General features: G+C 61.0%; 18 protein-coding genes. 7 read left to right on the forward strand and 11 right to left on the reverse strand.

Annotation, left to right across the window (positions count from 1 at the left end):
* Window positions 1-30: 30 nt before the first annotated feature.
* Window positions 31-399, forward strand: a complete 369-nt coding sequence (locus ABOK31_RS17905) for a VOC family protein (RefSeq protein ID WP_174178481.1) — start codon at window positions 31-33, stop codon at window positions 397-399.
* A gap of 208 nt (window positions 400-607) precedes the next feature.
* Window positions 608-1,006, forward strand: a complete 399-nt coding sequence (locus tag ABOK31_RS17910; RefSeq protein ID WP_349956996.1) for a VOC family protein — start codon at window positions 608-610, stop codon at window positions 1,004-1,006.
* A gap of 7 nt (window positions 1,007-1,013) precedes the next feature.
* On the opposite strand, the gene ABOK31_RS17915 is transcribed toward ABOK31_RS17910, so the two are convergent.
* Window positions 1,014-1,868 (reverse strand): prephenate dehydratase, encoded by an 855-nt coding sequence (locus ABOK31_RS17915; protein WP_349956998.1) that lies wholly within the window; start codon window positions 1,866-1,868, stop codon window positions 1,014-1,016.
* A gap of 24 nt (window positions 1,869-1,892) precedes the next feature.
* A complete protein-coding gene (locus ABOK31_RS17920) occupies window positions 1,893-2,648 on the reverse strand; it encodes a 3-deoxy-manno-octulosonate cytidylyltransferase (protein ID WP_174178475.1) in 756 nt (251 codons plus the stop codon).
* 151 nt (window positions 2,649-2,799) lie between these two features.
* Here ABOK31_RS17920 and ABOK31_RS17925 point away from each other — a divergent pair, with 151 nt between their 5' ends.
* Window positions 2,800-3,375: a cytochrome c family protein gene (locus ABOK31_RS17925; protein WP_349957000.1), complete on the forward strand. Its 576-nt coding sequence runs from the start codon at window positions 2,800-2,802 to the stop codon at window positions 3,373-3,375.
* A gap of 63 nt (window positions 3,376-3,438) precedes the next feature.
* Here the strand turns inward: ABOK31_RS17925 and ABOK31_RS17930 are convergent, their stop codons facing one another.
* Both ABOK31_RS17930 and ABOK31_RS17935 read right to left on the reverse strand, forming a co-directional pair.
* On the reverse strand, window positions 3,439-4,596 hold the full coding sequence (locus tag ABOK31_RS17930) for a patatin-like phospholipase family protein (RefSeq protein ID WP_349957002.1): 1,158 nt from the start codon (window positions 4,594-4,596) through the stop codon (window positions 3,439-3,441).
* Between the two features lie 120 nt (window positions 4,597-4,716).
* Complete coding sequence (locus ABOK31_RS17935; protein ID WP_349957003.1) at window positions 4,717-5,661, reverse strand: AEC family transporter; 945 nt, start codon at window positions 5,659-5,661, stop codon at window positions 4,717-4,719.
* A 502-nt stretch (window positions 5,662-6,163) separates the two neighbouring features.
* Between ABOK31_RS17935 and ABOK31_RS17940 the strand changes: the two genes are divergently transcribed.
* Window positions 6,164-7,156 carry an adenosine kinase gene (locus ABOK31_RS17940; protein ID WP_349957005.1) on the forward strand — a complete coding sequence of 331 codons (993 nt, stop codon included), beginning with the start codon at window positions 6,164-6,166 and terminating at the stop codon, window positions 7,154-7,156.
* A 76-nt stretch (window positions 7,157-7,232) separates the two neighbouring features.
* On the opposite strand, the gene ABOK31_RS17945 is transcribed toward ABOK31_RS17940, so the two are convergent.
* Together ABOK31_RS17945 and ABOK31_RS17950 are read right to left on the reverse strand one after the other, a co-directional pair.
* On the reverse strand, window positions 7,233-7,835 hold the full coding sequence (locus ABOK31_RS17945; RefSeq protein ID WP_349959019.1) for a cadmium resistance transporter: 603 nt from the start codon (window positions 7,833-7,835) through the stop codon (window positions 7,233-7,235).
* 90 nt (window positions 7,836-7,925) lie between these two features.
* The gene (locus tag ABOK31_RS17950; protein WP_349957007.1) at window positions 7,926-8,465 is read right to left on the reverse strand and encodes an SH3 domain-containing protein; all 540 of its coding nucleotides are present in this window, start codon (window positions 8,463-8,465) and stop codon (window positions 7,926-7,928) included.
* Between the two features lie 190 nt (window positions 8,466-8,655).
* Between ABOK31_RS17950 and ABOK31_RS17955 the strand changes: the two genes are divergently transcribed.
* Both ABOK31_RS17955 and murA read left to right on the forward strand, forming a co-directional pair.
* Entirely contained in the window at window positions 8,656-9,657 is a 1,002-nt protein-coding gene (locus ABOK31_RS17955) for a D-glycerate dehydrogenase (protein WP_174178463.1), read from the forward strand.
* A 143-nt stretch (window positions 9,658-9,800) separates the two neighbouring features.
* Window positions 9,801-11,114: a UDP-N-acetylglucosamine 1-carboxyvinyltransferase gene (gene murA, locus ABOK31_RS17960; RefSeq protein ID WP_349957009.1), complete on the forward strand. Its 1,314-nt coding sequence runs from the start codon at window positions 9,801-9,803 to the stop codon at window positions 11,112-11,114.
* A gap of 129 nt (window positions 11,115-11,243) precedes the next feature.
* On the opposite strand, the gene ABOK31_RS17965 is transcribed toward murA, so the two are convergent.
* From ABOK31_RS17965 to recF, 3 genes are read right to left on the reverse strand one after another with little or no spacing between them, the layout of a single operon-like run.
* Window positions 11,244-11,714 (reverse strand): GNAT family N-acetyltransferase, encoded by a 471-nt coding sequence (locus tag ABOK31_RS17965; protein WP_349959021.1) that lies wholly within the window; start codon window positions 11,712-11,714, stop codon window positions 11,244-11,246.
* 5 nt (window positions 11,715-11,719) lie between these two features.
* Complete coding sequence (locus ABOK31_RS17970) at window positions 11,720-12,490, reverse strand: molybdopterin-synthase adenylyltransferase MoeB (protein WP_349957011.1); 771 nt, start codon at window positions 12,488-12,490, stop codon at window positions 11,720-11,722.
* A 36-nt stretch (window positions 12,491-12,526) separates the two neighbouring features.
* Window positions 12,527-13,654, reverse strand: a complete 1,128-nt coding sequence (gene recF / locus ABOK31_RS17975) for a DNA replication/repair protein RecF (protein ID WP_349957013.1) — start codon at window positions 13,652-13,654, stop codon at window positions 12,527-12,529.
* Between the two features lie 455 nt (window positions 13,655-14,109).
* On the opposite strand from recF, the gene ABOK31_RS17980 reads away from it, so the two are divergent.
* The gene (locus tag ABOK31_RS17980; RefSeq protein WP_349959023.1) at window positions 14,110-14,868 is read left to right on the forward strand and encodes an APH(3'') family aminoglycoside O-phosphotransferase; all 759 of its coding nucleotides are present in this window, start codon (window positions 14,110-14,112) and stop codon (window positions 14,866-14,868) included.
* A gap of 90 nt (window positions 14,869-14,958) precedes the next feature.
* On the opposite strand, the gene dnaJ is transcribed toward ABOK31_RS17980, so the two are convergent.
* Both dnaJ and dnaK read right to left on the reverse strand, forming a co-directional pair.
* Window positions 14,959-16,104, reverse strand: a complete 1,146-nt coding sequence (dnaJ, locus tag ABOK31_RS17985; protein WP_174178457.1) for a molecular chaperone DnaJ — start codon at window positions 16,102-16,104, stop codon at window positions 14,959-14,961.
* Between the two features lie 86 nt (window positions 16,105-16,190).
* The gene (gene dnaK, locus ABOK31_RS17990; RefSeq protein WP_174178455.1) at window positions 16,191-18,110 is read right to left on the reverse strand and encodes a molecular chaperone DnaK; all 1,920 of its coding nucleotides are present in this window, start codon (window positions 18,108-18,110) and stop codon (window positions 16,191-16,193) included.
* Window positions 18,111-18,316 lie beyond the last annotated feature (206 nt).

Below are 18,316 nucleotides of genomic sequence, written 5' to 3' on the forward strand. Positions count from 1 at the left end.
CATATCCATCGAAACAAGAGGAATATCCAAATGACCAACCCCAACCTCATTATCTTCTACGTCAAGGACCCCGGCGAAAGTGCGCCGTTCTACCGCGATCTGTTCGGCCGAGAGCCGGCTTTTGCGTCGCCGAACTTCGTGGCTTTCGCGCTCGACAACGGCCTAAGCCTCGGCCTCTGGCGCCGCAGCAGCGTCGAGCCGCAGCCCTCCGCCATCGGCAATCGTGGCGAACTGGGCTTCATGGTCGAAGGCGCCGGCGCCGTCGAGCAGCATTATAGGGATTGGAAGGCACGCGGCCTGCCTATCGCGCAGGAGCTGACGACGATGGATTTCGGCCCGACCTTCGTTGTGCTCGACCCGGATGGCCATCGCCTGCGGGTATGTGAGCCGGATAAGTAGGCACTGAGCGAATGGCTTGCCCCTCACCCTAACCCTCTCCCCGCAGGCGGGGAGACGGGGGCCGAAAGGCCGGATGAGGGGCTAGCGGCGACCGCCGGAGATCGTTTCATCAAAGTGACTTGCGATGCAGTCATGCCAATCGTCCGAGTTGACTTCCAGCGTTTGCAAAAGAAACTGATCGATACACTTGGAGCCAAGGGAGGACCAATTGCTCCATCATATTTCGTTCGGTGTGTCCGATATCGTGAGAGCCGCCGCCTTCTACGACGCCGCTTTCGCGCCGCTCGGCTATGTCAGGGTTTGGGAAGACTTGAGCCCCGGCGATCCCGACCAGGCGGTTGGATATGGCCCTGCGGGCGGTGGCGATAAATTCGCCATCAAATTGCGCGGCAATGAAGCGCGAGCCCCTGGCTCGGGCTTTCATTTGGCCTTTGCCGCGCCAAACCGGGAAGCCGTTGTCCTGTTCCATCAGGCCGCATTGGCCCATGGCGGTAAGGACAACGGCGCACCGGGTCTTCGGCCTCACTATGGCCCGAACTATTTCGCCGCCTTCGTCATCGATCCGGATGGGCATCGTATCGAGGTCGTGACCAAAGCGTCGCAATAACCGCTGCTTAGAGATCGCCCCGCGTCGGGTGGCCCTTATAGACGCCGAGGATGCGGACCTTTTCGGAGAAGAAGCGCAATTCCTCCAGCGCGCGGCGCACATGCGGATCGGAGGGGTGGCCCTCGATGTCGGCATAGAACTGCGTTGCTACAAAACGGCCGCCGAGCTGATAGCTTTCGAGCTTGGTCATGTTGATGCCGTTGGTGGCGAAGCCGCCGAGCGCCTTGTAGAGCGCGGCCGGAATGTTGCGGACGTTGAAGACAAAGGTGGTGACGATCTTTTCGTCGGGCGAGCTGCGCTCCGCCCAGTCCTCATCGCGCGACAGGATGACGAAGCGCGTCATGTTGTTTTCGGTGTCTTCGACATTCTCGGCGATGATTTCGAGGCCGTAGAGATCGGCCGCAAGCCGCGGCGCCAATGCCGCCATGCTGCGATCGCCGGTTTCCTTCACCAGCTTGGCAGCACCCGCCGTATCCCCGGCAATCACAGGCTTCCAGCCATTCGCGCGCACGATGTTGCGGCATTGGCCGAGTGCGTGGATGTGGCTGTGCACCGTGCGGATCTCTTCCTTCTTGACACCAGGCAGGACCATCAGCTGGAAGCGGATCGGCATGAAATATTCGCCGACGATATGCAGGCGCGATTCCGGCAGCAGATGGTGGATGTCGGCGACACGACCGGCGATCGTGTTCTCGATCGGGATCATGCCGAGATCCGCGTCGCCATTGTCGATGGCGGTGAGGGCATCCTCGAAGGTCTGGCAGGGCAGCGGCTCCATGGTCGGGAACATGTCACGGCTGGCCATGTCGGAATTGGCGCCGTAGTCGCCCTGGAAGGAGATCTTGTTGGTCTTGGTGATCATGGAACTGCCCTTGGGGGAATGCCGTCAGAGAGAAGCGGCGGAGAGGATACGTCTGGCCTTTTCAAGGTCGCCGGGAGTATCGACACCGAGCGGGACCGTGTCAACGATCTCGACGTCGATGCGCATGCCGGCCTCCAAAGCCCTCAGCTGCTCGAGTGATTCGCGTAACTCGAGTGGCGATGGCCCAGCTTTCACGAACTTTTCCAGTGCGGCACGGCGGTAGGTGTAAAGACCGATGTGGTGATAGAGCGGCCCCTTGCCGTAGGGTGCGGTGGCGCGGGTAAAATAGAGGGCGCGCAGGCGATTTTCGGAAATCGGCGAGCCGATGACCTTGACGACGCTCGGCAGGGTCTTTTCTTCCTCGTCCTTGATCTCGACGGTCAGCGTGGCGATGTCGACCGCCGGGTTTTCGAGCGGGCGCAGCGATGCGCGGATGGTGTCGGGATCGATCGTCGGCAGGTCGCCCTGCACGTTGACGATGATTTCGGCGCGACCCTGCGGATCCACGGCCTGCAGCGCCTCATAGATGCGGTCCGAGCCGGATTGATGATCGCCGCGTGTCATGACGACGTCGAAGCCGGCATTGGCGACCGCGGCATAGGTATCCGCATGGTCGACTGCAACGACGATGCGACCGATCGCCGCCTCGCGCGCACGCTTGGCAACCTGTACGATCATGGGCAGGCCGCAAATATCCGCCAGCGGCTTGCCCGGCAGGCGCGTGGAGGCCATGCGGGCGGGAATGAGGACCAGCGTCTTGTCTAAATTTGAATCAGTCATTGTTGGGCCTTCTATTCCCGAGGGAAAAGTGTCAAAACGTCTCATGGTGGAGACCGTTTACAGAGTTGCAAGAAACAGCCAAAAGACATAGGTTTCGCGCGAATTCAAGATGGGCCAGCGGAGGATGCTGGCGGCGAGGGGAGCATAGCAGATGAATTCATCCTACGTGAACATGGGTGTCGGGGCGCTTTTGGCCACGCTATTCGTGTTGAAGTCCGTGTCGCTCGCGTCAGGATTTATTTTCCATACAGAGGCACCGGAAAAGCCAGGCTTCGCCATCGTCGCGACCGAGGAACCGGCTGCAGGCGACAAGGCCGCGGCCGCCAAGCCGGATACGCCGATCGCTCAGCTGCTGCAGAAGGCTGATGCCAAGGTCGGCGAGACGATTTTCAAGAAGTGTCAGGCCTGTCATTCCGGAGAGAAGGGCGGGCCGAACAAGGTCGGCCCCGATCTCTGGGGTATTGTCGACCGCCCGGTCGCCGAGCACGAGGGCTTCGCCTATTCGTCCGGCATGAAGGACTTCTCCAAGGGTGGTGCGGAAAAGTGGACCTATGACCACCTCTATCACTTCCTGGCCGCTCCGAAGAAATTCGTCGCCGGCACGGCGATGGGCTTTGCCGGCCTGCCGAAGGAAGAGGATCGTGCCAACGTGATCGCCTATCTGCGCACGCTCGCCGATACGCAGGTGCCGCTGCCGGACCCGAACGCACCGGCCGCCACGAACTAAGACAAGTCACAGGCGTAATTGGAAAACCCGGCCTTCAGGGCCGGGTTTTTCGTGTTGCGGTATTCAGATTGCGTGACGGCGTGAGCGCGTCCGCTGATCGAGGTCGAAGACCTTCAACCCGTCCTCCGCGCTCGGAGGCATGCGCCAGTCTTCCGCGATCAGCGCCTTGCGGGCATCACGCAATCCGGCCTCCCAATGCTCATGCATGGACAGTGCCGAAAACTCGTAATCCTTCGAATGCGAGCGGAACTGCTTGTTGCGGTAGATCAGGTGAATGATGGTGACGCCGTAATCGGAGCAATGCTGCTCCAGCTTCTTGATCTCCGGATCGGCCTTGGCCTCTTCGGGAAGGCGGGCATAGAGGTCGGATATCGCGCGCCGCAGACGATGGCGTTCCAGAAAGAGATCGGTATTGAGCCGGGTGCGGCTTGAATAGGTGATGTCCTTGCGCCGCTCCTCGACTTCCTCGAGATCTTGCGGCAGCGGGCCGACGGCGCTGAAGAGATCGACCTGGAAGACGACCGTATCGATATCGGCACCATTGCGCAGCACGTAAGTCAGCGGCGTGTTCGAGACGAGGCCACCATCCCAGTAATATTCGCCGCCGATCTTGACCGCGGGAAAGCCGGGCGGCAGGGCGCCGCTCGCCATCACATGCTCCGGTCCGATCTTGGTGTCCTTGTTGTCGAAGAAGGCGAAATTGCCGGTGCGGACGTTGACCGCGCCGAGGCTCAAGCGCACCGGGCCGTGGTTGATCCGGTCGAAATCGACATGATCGAGCAGCGTCTGGCGCAATTGCTCGGTATCGTAGATGCTGGTCGCGCCCGCCGATCCTCGCGTCTGGAACCAGGCTGGAATCTGCCAGGGAGAAAAGAAACCGGGCACGCCGAAGGTCGAAACCCACCAGCTGCTGACTGAGCGATAGAAAGGATTGGTTTCGCGCCGATCTTCCATCAGCAGATCGACGGGAAGATGAACGGTCACCTTGTTCCAGAAGGAGCGCAGCGCCTCGAGCCGCTCGCCGGGTACGTTGCCGGCCATGATCGAGGCGTTGATCGCGCCGATCGAGATGCCGGCGATCCAGTCCGGCTCGATATTCTGTTCGCGCAATGCCTGAAAGGCACCCGCCTGATAGGAGCCAAGCGCGCCGCCGCCCTGGAGCACGAAGACCTTCTGCGAATAGGCTGACGCGGGGTTGGTGATTGGAGCTGCAATATTCATGTGCCATCCTTTGCTGCGCTCCGGGTGGGAAGGCCGGGATGCGCAAATATATGACCACTTTCCTGCCGGCCTCTCCGAAAGCGGAGAGATGCGGTTATCGTCGGCAAGTTCGAGCCTCGGCTATCCGAGCAGATAGGCCCAAAACGACACCGAGAACGCCCCGAGCGCTGTCGTCAAGGTAATCGTCGAGGCGGCGAGACTGTGACCGACGCCGAAGCGATTGGCAATCAGCCAGGCGTTCACACCTGTAGGAACTGCCGCCGTCAAGACCAGTGCGGCGCGCCATTCCGGGCTAAGGCCGAGAAGATGGCCGGCTGCCAGTACGCAGGCCGGCAGCAGGAACAGTTTGAAGGAGGCAATCACGCTGGTAATGCCGAGATTGCCTGACAGCCCATATTGGCGCAGCGCCATGCCGAGCGAGATCAGTGCCGCCGGGCCGGCGATATTGGCGATGCTGTCGATAGCGGTGCCGAGTGTTGCAGGGATGGGAAGGCTGGTCAGATGGACGACAAGACCGCAGAAAAGGCCGATGACAAGCGGATTGCGGACAAGATTGCTGCCGACATGCTGCAACAATTCGCCGATGCTGCGACCGGCACCGGCATTCTCCTTGCGCTCGGCCTGTTCCATCAGCAGCGTACCGGCGATCATCATCGTTGGCAGATGCACCGCGATCAGGATTGACATCGCCATGACGCCGTCAGGCCCGACTGTGCGCCCGACCAGCGGCAGGCCGATGAAGATCGTATTGGCGAAGGCGGATGAGACGCCGGCGAGCACGCCGATACGCGCATCCCGCCCGAACAGCCGCGTTGCGACGATATGGCCGGCGGTCCAGGTGATCGCGACACCGGAAAAATAGGCGATCCACAGCCGAAACGGCGAAGCGCCGCGAAAATCAGCCTCCGCGATGGTCTGGAACAGCAGCAGCGGCACGGCGATCTTGAAGACGAACTCGCTCATGGCTTCGCCGACCTCGGCCTTCAACAGGCCGGTGCGAACGATCACCCAGCCGACGAGAATGAGCAGGAAGACCGGGAGAACATCAGTGAAGATTTCGGACATGCCGGACGGAGGCCGTGAAAAAGCGTGACTCTGGAGGGTGATCCAGAAGTTGTAGCAGCTTGCTCGAAGCATGTCGCGCAAAAGTGCGCAGCGGTTTTGCGAAGACGACATGCGCAAAATCAAAAGCTTAAAACACGAGGAACGGGTTCGAAAGATCGCGGCGCGCTGTAGGTGTGGGAACCCGTAAAAACAAAAAAGCGGGCAATGCCCGCTTGTGTGTCCGGTCTCGCCGGAAATTCCCCCCGGTGCACATGCCGCCAGTTCATCCGTGGTCGGCCCGCGTACCGGTGAGGCGGAAGGCATCATTCCTTCCCAGACTGGCTCGAAAGTCTTTCGAACTTCCCATCCCAGCCGCTTGATAAGCATTTAAAGATAGAAAGTGACAGGCAAATGACTGAATGCAATTAACTTGGCGGCGCTGGTGCCGATTTTTCTTCCAAACTTCAGAAAAACCGATAATACCGGATACCGGCTATCACCAGTATCCGGGACCTTCCTATAGATGACTCGCTTCGATGTACTGACCGTTGGCAATGCCATCGTCGACATTATCGCCCGTTGCAATGATCAGTTCCTGATCGACAACAAGATCACCAAAGCCGCGATGAACCTCATCGACGCCGAGCGCGCCGAACTTCTTTATTCGCGCATGGGACCGGCCCTGGAAGCCTCGGGCGGGAGCGCCGGCAATACGGCGGCCGGGGTCGCGAATTTCGGCGGCAGGGCTGCCTATTTCGGCAAGGTTGCCGAAGATCAGCTCGGCGAGATTTTCGCCCACGATATCCGCGCCCAGGGCGTGCACTACGAAACCAGGGCCAAGGGCACCTTTCCGCCCACCGCCCGTTCGATGATCTTCGTAACCGAGGACGGCGAGCGTTCCATGAACACCTATCTCGGCGCCTGTGTCGAGCTTGGTCCGGAAGACGTCGAGGAACACGTCGTTGCCGATGCCAAGGTGACCTATTTCGAAGGCTATCTCTGGGATCCGCCGCGCGCCAAGGAAGCTATCCGCGAATGCGCCCGTATTGCCCATGCCAATGGCCGGGAAATGTCGATGACGCTCTCCGACAGCTTCTGCGTCGGCCGCTACCGTGACGAATTCCTGGATCTCATGCGCTCCGGCACCGTCGATATCGTCTTTGCCAACCGTGACGAGGCCCTGTCGCTCTACGAGACCGATGATTTCGATAGGGCGCTGACGCTGATCTCGGCCGATTGCAAGATCGCCGCCGTGACGACGGGCAAGGACGGCGCTGTCATCGTGCGCGGCAACGAACGCTATGTCGTCGATGCCCATCCGATTGAGGAACGCGTCGATACGACCGGCGCCGGCGATCTTTTCGCCGCCGGTTTCCTCTTTGGCTATACGCAAGGCCGCGGCCTGGAAGATTGCGCCAAGCTCGGCAATCTCGCAGCAGCCATCGTCATCGAACAGATCGGCCCGCGGCCGATGCGGTCGCTGTCGGAAGCCGGCAAGCAATTCGGCCTGCTCTGACAGAAATCCATTGTGAGTGATAAAGAAAGCTGCCCGCTGCAGAGCGCCGGGCGGCTTTTGTTTTTGATGTGATCGTCTAGCGCCAGAAGAGCGTCGCGGTCCCGGCCTCGTAGAAAATGAGGATGCCGAGCGCGATCAGAACGAACGGCACGATCCTGTGGCCGTGGCGCCGGATCGGCGCGCCCAAGGTGGGGTGATTGACGAGGGAGTGCGCGGCGCCGAGCCAGATGGCCGTCAGCACCACGAAGATGCAGCCGATGGTAAGGATCTCATAGGCCGAGCGCGTCGCGAAGATCGGCGTGTAGACGCTGATATTGTCGCCGCCATTGGCGATCGTCACCAGTGCAACCGCGACGATGTTTCCGTGCCCCGCCGAAGCTTTCGCATGATCTTCCGGATCGTCACCGGCCTCGATGCCGTTCCAGAGTTCCCACAATCGCCTGACGCCGAAATAGATCGGCGCAAGACCGAGCAGACCGATATAGGTGGCGGGAATGACGAGAACCAGAAACGAGGCTAGGGCACTGAAGCCATAGAGCGCGCCAATGCCGAGATACTGGCCGATAACGATCTGCCTCAGGTGGAATTTCCGATCGGCGAAAAAGCCGAGAAGGACGAATATGTCGTCTATGTTCGTCGATGCGAACATGACAATGGCAACGCCGAAAACGCCTAGCACATAACCCAAGATCGCCGGTCTCCCTATTCGATCCCGGATATAGCATTGCGCCGCGAAAGTTGCATGGTTGCGTTCGGCACCAAGCGGTCGTTACTTGAAGGCTTCACCGGGGTACGCGCCCCAGATCTCGGATTGCGCCACCCATCCTTCGGTGCCGTCGGCGGTGGCGAGGCACCAGTCGCCGGTGCATTCCTTGATGGTCATCATCACGCCGGGCTGAAGCTTGGCGATGACGGCCGCGGACGGTTGGGATTCGCGGCGCATGTTGACGAAAACCGCCTTGCCCTTGCCCTTCATCCACGGCGCGGCAATCGCCGAGCGCTGGCCCGACAGCAGCGACTGGTTGACCCAGCCTTCGGTGCCGTCGGCATCGCGCACGCGCCGCCAATTATCATATTCCTGGATGATTTCGACCGGGAGGCCCTGCCTGAGATAGAGCCACGACACGGCGTAATCAGCGCTGGGACCGATGCGCAGATTGACCCTCTTCGACTTCAGCGTGACGAAGCGCGGCAGTGGCAGGCCGCTCGGCCCCTTGGCGGCCTGGGCAGCGGCAAGATCGGCCGACACAGCGGCCATCATCAGGCCGATTGCGAAAATGGCGCAGGACTTCAATGCTTTGCCACGCATGGGATTTCCGTTCGTTCGTCATGACAAAGGCGCCGTTCCGGCGACCTTTCGCTCCGGTGAGCGGCAAATCCTCGGATCGCGTCAGCGAGTTTTATTTGTCTTCGCCTGCGGGTCTGGTAGAAATGCCCGGAACGGGAAAATTATCCCGCTTCTTGGTTAAGAACATCTGAACAAGGCATCGCCGCTCACCATGACGACGAAGAAAAAACCAAAGGTCTACGTCACGCGCAAACTACCTGACGCGGTGGAGACGCGGATGCGCGAGCTCTTCGATGCCGAGCTCAATATCGACGACCGCCCGCGCACCAAAGACGAATTGATCGAGGCCGTCCGCTCCGTCGACGTGCTGGTGCCGACCGTCACCGACCGTATCGATGCGGAGGTGATCGACGAGGCCGGGCCGCAGATGAAGCTGATCGCCAGCTTCTCCAACGGCACTGATCATATCGATGTCGAGGCGGCCGCCCGCCGCGGTATTACCGTTACCAATACGCCGAACGTGCTGACCGAGGATACAGCCGACATGACCATGGCGCTCATCCTCGCCGTGCCGCGCCGGCTGGCGGAAGGTGCGCGCGTGCTGACCGACAGCCCCGGCGAATGGGCCGGATGGTCGCCCACCTGGATGCTCGGCCGCCGCATCCACGGCAAGCGAATCGGCATCGTCGGCATGGGGCGCATCGGCACCGCCGTTGCCCGCCGCGCCAAGGCATTCGGCCTCTCGATCCACTATCACAATCGCAAGCGCGTCAATCCGGCGACCGAGGACGAGCTGGAGGCAACCTATTGGGACAGCCTCGACCAGATGCTCGCTCGCGTCGATATCGTTTCGGTCAATTGCCCGTCGACCCCGGCCACCTATCATCTGATCTCGGCGCGTCGCCTGGCGCTGCTGCAGCCGACGAGCTACATCGTCAATACGGCGCGCGGCGATGTGATCGACGAGACGGCGCTGATCAAGATCCTGCGCGAAGGCAAGATCGCCGGAGCCGGCCTCGACGTGTTCGAGAACGAACCGGCTGTCAATCCGAAGCTGGTGAAGCTCGCAAATGAAGGCAAGGTGGTGATCCTGCCGCATATGAGTTCGGCCACACTTGAGGGCCGTATCGATATGGGCGACAAGGTCATCATCAACATCCGCACCTTCATCGACGGCCATCGTCCGCCCAATCGCGTGCTGCCGTTTCGATAAGCGAATCGCTTGCAATCTCCTGGCGAAACCAAGCGGATAGTGTCAGCTTCAAATTTGATCTCACTTGCCTCTCGCCGGTCATGTGCATGTCACAAAGCCGGGCCAGAGGTGACCACAAACACAAATCAGGAAGGGCGGAAACGATGGCGCGTGCGCTGCCGCATGAGCGGATTCAATATGTGGTCGAGGGCGGCTTCAAGCTGTCGGGCGAGATCGAACCGAGCGGTAACAAGAATGCCGCATTGCCGATCATCGCCGCATCGCTTCTGACCGATCAACGCGTCGAGCTCAGCAACGTGCCGCGCATTCGCGATGTCGAGGCGCTGGTGGAGCTGATCCAGTCGGTTGGCGCCAAGGTGCGCTGGCTCGGCCGCAACGAGCTCGAAATCGAAGCGCGCGAGCTTCGCCCCGCCAATCTCGATCCCGATCTCTGCGCCCGCATCCGCGCCTCCATCCTGCTTGCCGGTCCGATGCTGGCGCGCTGTGGCGAGATCACCTTGCCGCCGCCGGGAGGCGACGTCATCGGCCGCCGGCGGGTCGACACCCATTTCCTGGCGCTGGAACAGCTCGGCACCAGGATCGAGGTCAACAGCGTCTACAGCTTCCGCACCGAAGGGCTGCGTGGCGCCGATGTTTTCCTCGACGAGCCCTCCGTGACGGCAACGGAAAACGCTCTTTGCGCTGCCGTTTTCGCTGAGGGAACGACAATCCTGCGCAATTGCGCTTCCGAGCCGCATGTTCAGGATTTGGCGCGGTTCCTGATTGCCATGGGCGCCCGCATCGAGGGGGTCGGCACCAATATGATGACCATCCATGGTGGCCAGCGGCTCGGCGGCGCATCGCATCGTATCGGACCCGACCACAATGAGGTCGGCTCGCTGATCGGCCTTGCCGCCGTCACCGGCTCGGAAATCACCATTCGCCGCGCGGGCGTCGAGCATCTACGCTCCACCCTCATGACCTTCGAGCGCCTCGGCATCCGCTGCCAGATCGACGGCGACGATCTCATCATCCGCTCAGGCCAGGAAATGAAGATCCAGCCCGATTTCGGCGGCCATATTCCGAAGATCGAAGATCAGCCCTGGCCGGCCTTTCCGGCTGACACCATGTCGATCGCCATCGTCACCGCCTCGCAATGCGATGGCGTCGTGCTGATGTTCGAGAAAATGTTCGAAAGCCGCATGTTCTTCGTCGACAAGCTGATCGCCATGGGCGCCCGTATCGTGCTGTGCGATCCGCATCGCGCCATCGTCGCCGGCCCCTCCAAGCTGCGCGCCGCCCAGCTCGAAAGCCCTGACATTCGCGCCGGCATGGCGATGCTGATCGCGGCGATGTGCGCCGAGGGCACGAGCGTCATTAACAACGCCCAGCAGATCGAGCGCGGTTACGAGCGCATAGAGGAGCGGCTGAATGCCATGGGCGCTCGAATCACCCGCATTCCGCCGCGCGAGGCGTAAGAACCCGATTCAACGGATGAAGATGTGCTGGAGCAATTCCAGGAAAAGTGCGCAGCGGTTTTCCGTTCGGAATTGCGTGAAAACAAAGAGATAGAGCGGTTCGGAGATTCCGTGAAAAACTGAACCGCTCTAGGCGATCGCCTTGCGCATCTCGATCGATGTCGTGCGATCGAAGCCGGCATGGCGATTTTCGGCTGTTTTTCGGAAGCCCCAGGCGGCGAAGGTGGCGTGGTTGTCGATCAGCTCGATCCGCGTCTCCAGCCGCAGGTCCTTGAGGCCGAGATCCCGCGCCCTAGCCTCAGCCAACACAAGCAGACGCTTGCCGATACCCTTGCCCTGCGCCGCCGGCAGCACGGCAAGCTTGCCGACATAAAGGCTCTCCGCCTCCGGCCGGCAGAAAATGCAGCCGACCAACCGTTCGCCATCGAGTGCCGCATAAGCGATCTCGCCGATAGCCTTCGTCTTCAGCGTTTCCGGCGTCAGCGCCAGCGCGGAGGAGGGTGGATCGATGCGCCCGTTCATGTAAGCGAAGGATGCCAGGATAAGATCCAGCAACGCATCCCAGCGATCGAAGCCGTCATCGAGACGACGAAGCGCGATTTCGCTCATTCCGCCGCGACCTGGGGGCGTTTGCGGCGATAGCGCACGGTTTCGAAGCGTGTAGAAAGCCCGTCATAGAGCAGCAGGCGGCCGATCAGCGGCTCACCGATACCGGTGATGAGCTTGATCGCCTCCATGGCCATCAGCGTGCCGATGACGCCGGTGAGAGCGCCGATGATTCCTGCCTCCGCGCAGCTGGGGATGAGACCTTCCGGCGGCGGCGCCGGGAAGAGATCGCGATAGCGTGGATTGGCGTTGCCGTCCGCGTCGCTTTCGTAAGGCTTCAATGTCGTCACGGACCCGTCGAAACGACCGACAGCGCCGGTCACCAGTGGCAGGTGCGCTGTTTCGGTTGCATCGGCAGCCGCATAGCGGGTGTCGAAATTGTCGGAGCCATCGATGACGAGATCGAAGCCGGCGAGGTGCCGCGCAGCGGTATCGGGGCTGAAGCGCTCTTCGAAGCGGATGGTGCGCACATGCGGGTTCAGCCGGGCGATGGCGTCCGCCGCGCTCTGCGTCTTCATCTCGCCGATCGTACCCGTGTCGTGAATTACCTGCCGCTGCAGGTTGGACAGCGAAACGCGGTCGTCATCGGCAATGCCGAGTGTCCCGACGCCGGCCGCGGCAAGATATTGCAGCACCGGCGCACCGAGACCACCGGCGCCGATCACAAGCACGCGCGCCGCTTTCAATCGTTGCTGGCCGGCGCCGCCAACCTCCGGCAGAAGGATATGGCGGTGATAGCGGCCGATTTCGTCTGAGCTCAACGGATCCATGGGTGCGAGTCTAGCACAATCACCGGGAAGGAGGCGCTAGGTTTTCGTAATGCCGCCATGCGCAACGGTAAAGAATTGCGCACGCTCGCCAAGGGCCGAGAACATGGATTTGTCCGTGCCGGTCATGAAGGCTTGGCCGCCGAGCCCGTCGATAAGGTCGAAGAGGGCCGCGCGTCGTCCTTCGTCGAGATGGGCGGCGATCTCGTCGAGCAGTAGGATCGGCGCATAGCCCGTGAGGTTGCCGACGAGACACGCATGGGCAAGGATAAGGCCCACGAGAAGAGCTTTCTGCTCGCCCGTCGAGCAACGCTCTGCCTCCATGTCTTTTTCGCGGTGGCGTACGAGAAGATCGGCCCGGTGCGGTCCATCCAGCGTCCGGCCGGCGGCGGCGTCGCGATAGCGCCCTTCGCGCAGCATGTCGGCATAGGCATCTTCCAGATCGACGGCCGGCCGATCGAATTGCCCGTCGAGGAAGCCGGAAAGTTCAAGGGCCGCCGAAGGAAACGGCGTCGTCTCACGCGTTTCTGCGATTAGCCGCGAAAGAAGGCCGAGCATTTCCTGCCGCGCGATCGCCATGGCGATGCCGAGGCTTGCCATCTGCTCTTCGATACCGCCAAGCCAGGACGGATCGAACCGGCTTTCCGACAGAAGCTTGTTGCGGCTGCGCATGGCGCGCTCGAAATCGCTGGCGCGGCGGCCATGGGCGGGGTCCAGCGACAGCACCAGCCGATCAAGGAAGCGGCGGCGCTCCGAGGAGCTGCCGGTGAAAAGGCCATCCATGGCAGGCGTCAGCCAGAGTACGCGCAGATGGTCGGTCAGTTCGTCGACGGTCTTGGCAGGTGTGCCGTTGATTCGGAGCCTGCGGGCGGCGGATTCATCGGCGGTGTCGATACCGGTGCCGATTTCGACCGTGCCCTCCATGCCCTCGAGTTCGGCGAAGATCGAAAACCCACCCGGCGCGTTGACGCGGGGGATGTCGGCATAGGCAGCGCGACGCAAGCCGCGGCCGGGCGACAGCAGCGAGACCGCTTCCATGAGGTTGGTCTTGCCCGCGCCATTGTCGCCAGTCAGCACCACATGCCGCTCGTCAAGTGTCAGCGCTGCCGCCGCATAGTTGCGGAAGTCGGTCAGCTTCAGGCGCGAGATGAAAACCTTGTTCGGCATGGGTCTTTCGGATTCTTAATCGATGCCGAGGGGTATGCCGAACACCGCACGAGTGCAAGGATTTTGCCGATGGTTCGCGGCGTAAGCGGGGTGAGGCCTGTCATGGGCCACCCTTGTCCTTCGACGGGCTCAGGATGAGGGTGGAGTAAGAGCTTGCGCCTGGTCCCAAAGACGTCGAGTCGTTGAAGGCTGGCCTTCATGGTGAGGAGGCCAAAAGGGCCGTCTCGAACCACAAGGGCGGGTGATTCGCTCGCAAAACGAAAATCCGGCCGATCAGCGAAGGATTATGTGGAACAATTCGGCTTTGTTGTCCTTCGAAGACTTCCGCCTGAGTTCTCACCGATGTTGGTATTGGCGTATCGCACTCCCTATATCGCCATGCTCGGGGAAATTTGAGGTAGGGGCATCCATTGGATCTTGCAAAAATACTGCTCGCGCGCACCAGCCGCGATTGGATGCGCGTGAAGACAGGCGAATCGGGCGATCTCGTCTATCGGCGTGAGGACGGTCTTGCTTACGCAAAAGTCGCCTCATCAGCCCGATCAGCGGATCTCGCCGGCGAACGCGACCGGCTGCTTTGGCTACAGGGCAGGGGCATTGCCGGGCCTGAAGTGATCGACTGGCGTGAAGTCGAGGATGGCGCGTGCCTCATCATGACTGCGATCCCCGGCGTGCCGACAGTCGATTTGGACGGAGATGCCTTGCTGAAGGCTTGGCCGTCAATGGCGCGGCAACTCAAATCTCTTCACGAGCTGCCTTCGGATCAATGCCCCTTCGATCGCAGCCTTTCGCTGATGTTCGCCCGGGCGGCGGATGTGGTCTCGCGCGATGCGGTAAACCCGGATTTCCTGCCGCCGGAGGATCGGGGTAGGCCGGCCCGCGAACTGCTTGATCGTGTCGAGCGCGGTCTGCCCGCGCGGCTTGCTCAAGAGGCGATCGACAGGGTTCTTTGCCATGGCGATGCCTGCATGCCAAACTTCATGGTCGATCCGCATAGCCTGCGATGTACCGGACTGATCGATCTCGGCCGTGTCGGCAAGGCGGATCGCTATGTCGATCTCTCGCTGATGATTGCCAATGCCGAAGAGAGCTGGACAATGCTCGAGCAGGGACAGAGAGCTTTTTCGATCCTGTTCGAGACCCTTGAGATTGAAGAGCCGGATCACGGGCGCCTTGCCTTCTATCTCAGGCTCGATCCGCTGACCTGGGGCTGATTCGCAAGCGGATAACTGATTCGTCCGCTCAAACAAAAAATCCGGCCGAATCATCGGCCGGATTCATGTGAAACACTTTTGATTCGCTGCTCAGTCGCTGAACGTATCGAAGAAATCCTTCATGCGGGCGAAGAAGCCCGTCGATTCGGGATTGTTGTCCTTCGAAGAGATCTGCTCGAACTCCTGCAGCAGTTCGCGCTGACGCTTGGTCAGCTTCTGCGGTGTCTCGATCTGGATCTGGATATAGAGATCGCCGACCTGGCTGGAGCGCAGCACCGGCATGCCCTTGCCCTTCAGGCGGAATTGCTTGCCGACCTGGGTTCCCTCGGGAACGCTGACACGCGATTTGGTGCCATCGAGCGTCGCCACATCGAAGGTACCGCCGAGTGCCGCCGTTGTCATCGAGATCGGCACGGCGCAATAGAGATCGGCGCCATCCCGCTGGAAGAATTCATGCGGCTTGACGGACAGGAAGATGTAAAGGTCGCCCGAAGGACCACCGCGCAGGCCGGCTTCGCCTTCGCCCTGCAGGCGGATGCGTGTGCCGTCTTCGATGCCCGACGGGATATTGACGGAGAGCGAACGCTCCTCGGTCACACGGCCCTGGCCATGACACTTGGTGCAGGGATCGGGAATGATCTGGCCGCGGCCATGGCACGTCGGGCAGGTGCGCTCGACGGAGAAGAAGCCCTGGGCAGCGCGGACGCGGCCGGAACCCTGGCAGGTGCCGCAGGTCTTCGGCTGTGTGCCGGGCTTGGCGCCCGAGCCGGAACAGACGTCGCAGGTGATCGAGGTCGGAACGCGGATCTGCGCCGTCTTGCCGCTGAAGGCTTCCTCGAGCGAAATTTCCATATTGTAGCGAAGATCTGCGCCGCGCTCGCGTCCGCCGGACGAGCGTCCGCGTGCGCGTCCGCCACCCATCATCTCGCCGAAAATATCCTCGAAAATATCGGAGAAGCCGCCGCCGCCGAAACCGGCTCCGAAGCCGCCACCGCCGCCCATGCCACCATGCTCGAAAGCGGCATGGCCGTAGCGGTCATAGGCTGCGCGCTTCTGCGGATCCTTGAGCGTTTCGTAGGCCTCGTTGATTTCCTTGAACTTCCGCTCGGCATTGCTGTCGTCCGGGTTCTTGTCCGGATGATATTGCATTGCCAGCTTGCGAAAGGCGCTCTTCAGCTCTTTCTCGTCCGCCGTCTTGGAGACGCCCAACGTCTCGTAAAAATCCGCTTTTGCCATATTAAGGATTAGAACCCCGGAAATGGATTTCCGGCTGCCCGAAGGCAGCCGGAGCTAAGTTTCCTCGAGAACCTTTCGATTCGCGCTTATGCAGACCGCTTGCGGTCGTCTTCGTCCTTGATTTCCTCGTAGTCGGCATCGACGACATCGTCCTTGCCGGCTGCTGCCGAGGCATCGCCCGAACCAGCTTCCGCCTGCTGCGACTCATAGATCGCCTGGCCGAGCTTCATGGAAACTTCCATGAGCGTCTGGGTCTTGGCCTTGATGTCTTCGGCATCCGGCTCGGAAGCTTCGGTTGCCGTCTTCAGCGCAGCGATCGCGTCGGAGATCGCGGTGCGATCGGCTTCGGTGACCTTGTCGCCGTAATCCTTCAGCGACTTCTCGCTGGAGTGGATCAGGCTTTCAGCCTGGTTCTTGGCTTCAACGCCTTCGCGGCGCTTCTTGTCTTCAGCAGCATGGGCTTCGGCATCCTTGACCATCTTTTCGATGTCGGCGTCGGAAAGACCGCCGGAAGCCTGGATGCGGATCTGCTGTTCCTTGCCGGTGCCCTTGTCCTTGGCCGAAACCTGGACGATGCCGTTGGCGTCGATATCGAAGGTGACTTCGATCTGCGGAACACCACGCGGTGCCGGCGGCAGGCCGACGAGGTCGAACTGGCCGAGCAGTTTATTGTCGGCAGCCATTTCGCGCTCGCCCTGCGAGACGCGGATGGTTACGGCCGACTGGTTGTCGTCGGCGGTCGAGAAGGTCTGCGACTTCTTCGTCGGGATCGTCGTGTTGCGTTCGATCAGACGGGTGAAGACGCCGCCCAGCGTTTCGATGCCGAGAGACAGCGGAGTCACGTCGAGGAGCAGAACGTCCTTGACGTCGCCCTGCAGAACGCCGGCCTGGATGGCGGCGCCGAGAGCGACGACTTCATCCGGGTTGACGCCCTTGTGCGGCTCCTTGCCGAACAGCTGCTTGACGACTTCCTGTACCTTCGGCATGCGGCTCATGCCGCCGACGAGAACGACTTCATCGATCTCGGCAGCCGTGACACCGGCATCCTTGAGCGCTGCCTTGCAGGGAGCGATGGTGCGCTGAACGAGATCGTCGACCAGGCTTTCGAGCTTGGCGCGGGTCAGCTTCAGCGTCAGGTGCTTCGGGCCGGTGGCGTCTGCCGTGATGAAGGGCAGGTTGATTTCGGTCTGCTGTGCGGACGAAAGTTCGATCTTGGCCTTTTCGGCAGCTTCCTTCAGGCGCTGCAGAGCAAGCTTGTCGCCCTTGAGGTCGATGCCGTTGTCCTTCTTGAATTCGGCAACGAGATATTCGACGAGACGCATGTCGAAGTCTTCACCGCCGAGGAAAGTATCGCCGTTGGTCGACTTCACTTCGAAGACGCCGTCGCCGATTTCGAGGATCGAGATATCGAAGGTGCCGCCGCCAAGGTCGTAAACGGCGATGGTCTTGCCGTCTTTCTTGTCGAGGCCGTAAGCGAGTGCCGCAGCCGTCGGCTCGTTGATGATGCGCAGAACTTCAAGACCGGCGATCTTGCCGGCATCCTTGGTTGCCTGGCGCTGCGCGTCGTTGAAGTAGGCGGGAACGGTGATGACGGCCTTTTCGACCTTTTCGCCGAGATAGGATTCGGCGGTTTCCTTCATCTTCTGAAGGATCATTGCGGAAATCTGTGCGGGCGAATAGCCCTTGCCCTGAGCTTCGACCCAGGCGTCGCCATTGTCACCCTTGACGATCGTGAAGGGAACGAGGTGCTTGTCCTTCTCGACGGTCGGATCTTCGTAGCGGCGGCCGATCAGGCGCTTGACAGCGAAGAGGGTATTCGTGGGGTTGGTGACAGCCTGGCGCTTGGCCGGCTGGCCGACGAGGCGTTCGCCGTCGTCGGAGAAGGCAACCATGGAGGGGGTGGTCCGGGCGCCTTCGGCATTTTCGATCACTTTCGCGTCCTTACCGTCCATGACGGCGACGCAGGAATTTGTCGTTCCAAGGTCGATACCAATTACTTTTGCCATGTCATTCTCTCCTTGAAGCAAGCTGTCGGAACCCCTGTCAGGCATTCCATTGACAGCCCCTTACGGGATGGTCTTGAGGATTGCGCAGCCATGACTGCGGTGATGCCGCGTATATAAGTAGCGGTTTTACTGACTGCAAGGCAGGAAATGGCCTGAAATCCAGCAAAACAAATGGTTTGTCGCCCAAATTCCACATGGTCCCATAT

Origin of the sequence: Rhizobium sp. ZPR4, from assembly GCF_040215725.1 — a bacterium.
Lineage (GTDB): Bacteria > Pseudomonadota > Alphaproteobacteria > Rhizobiales > Rhizobiaceae > Rhizobium > Rhizobium rhizogenes_D.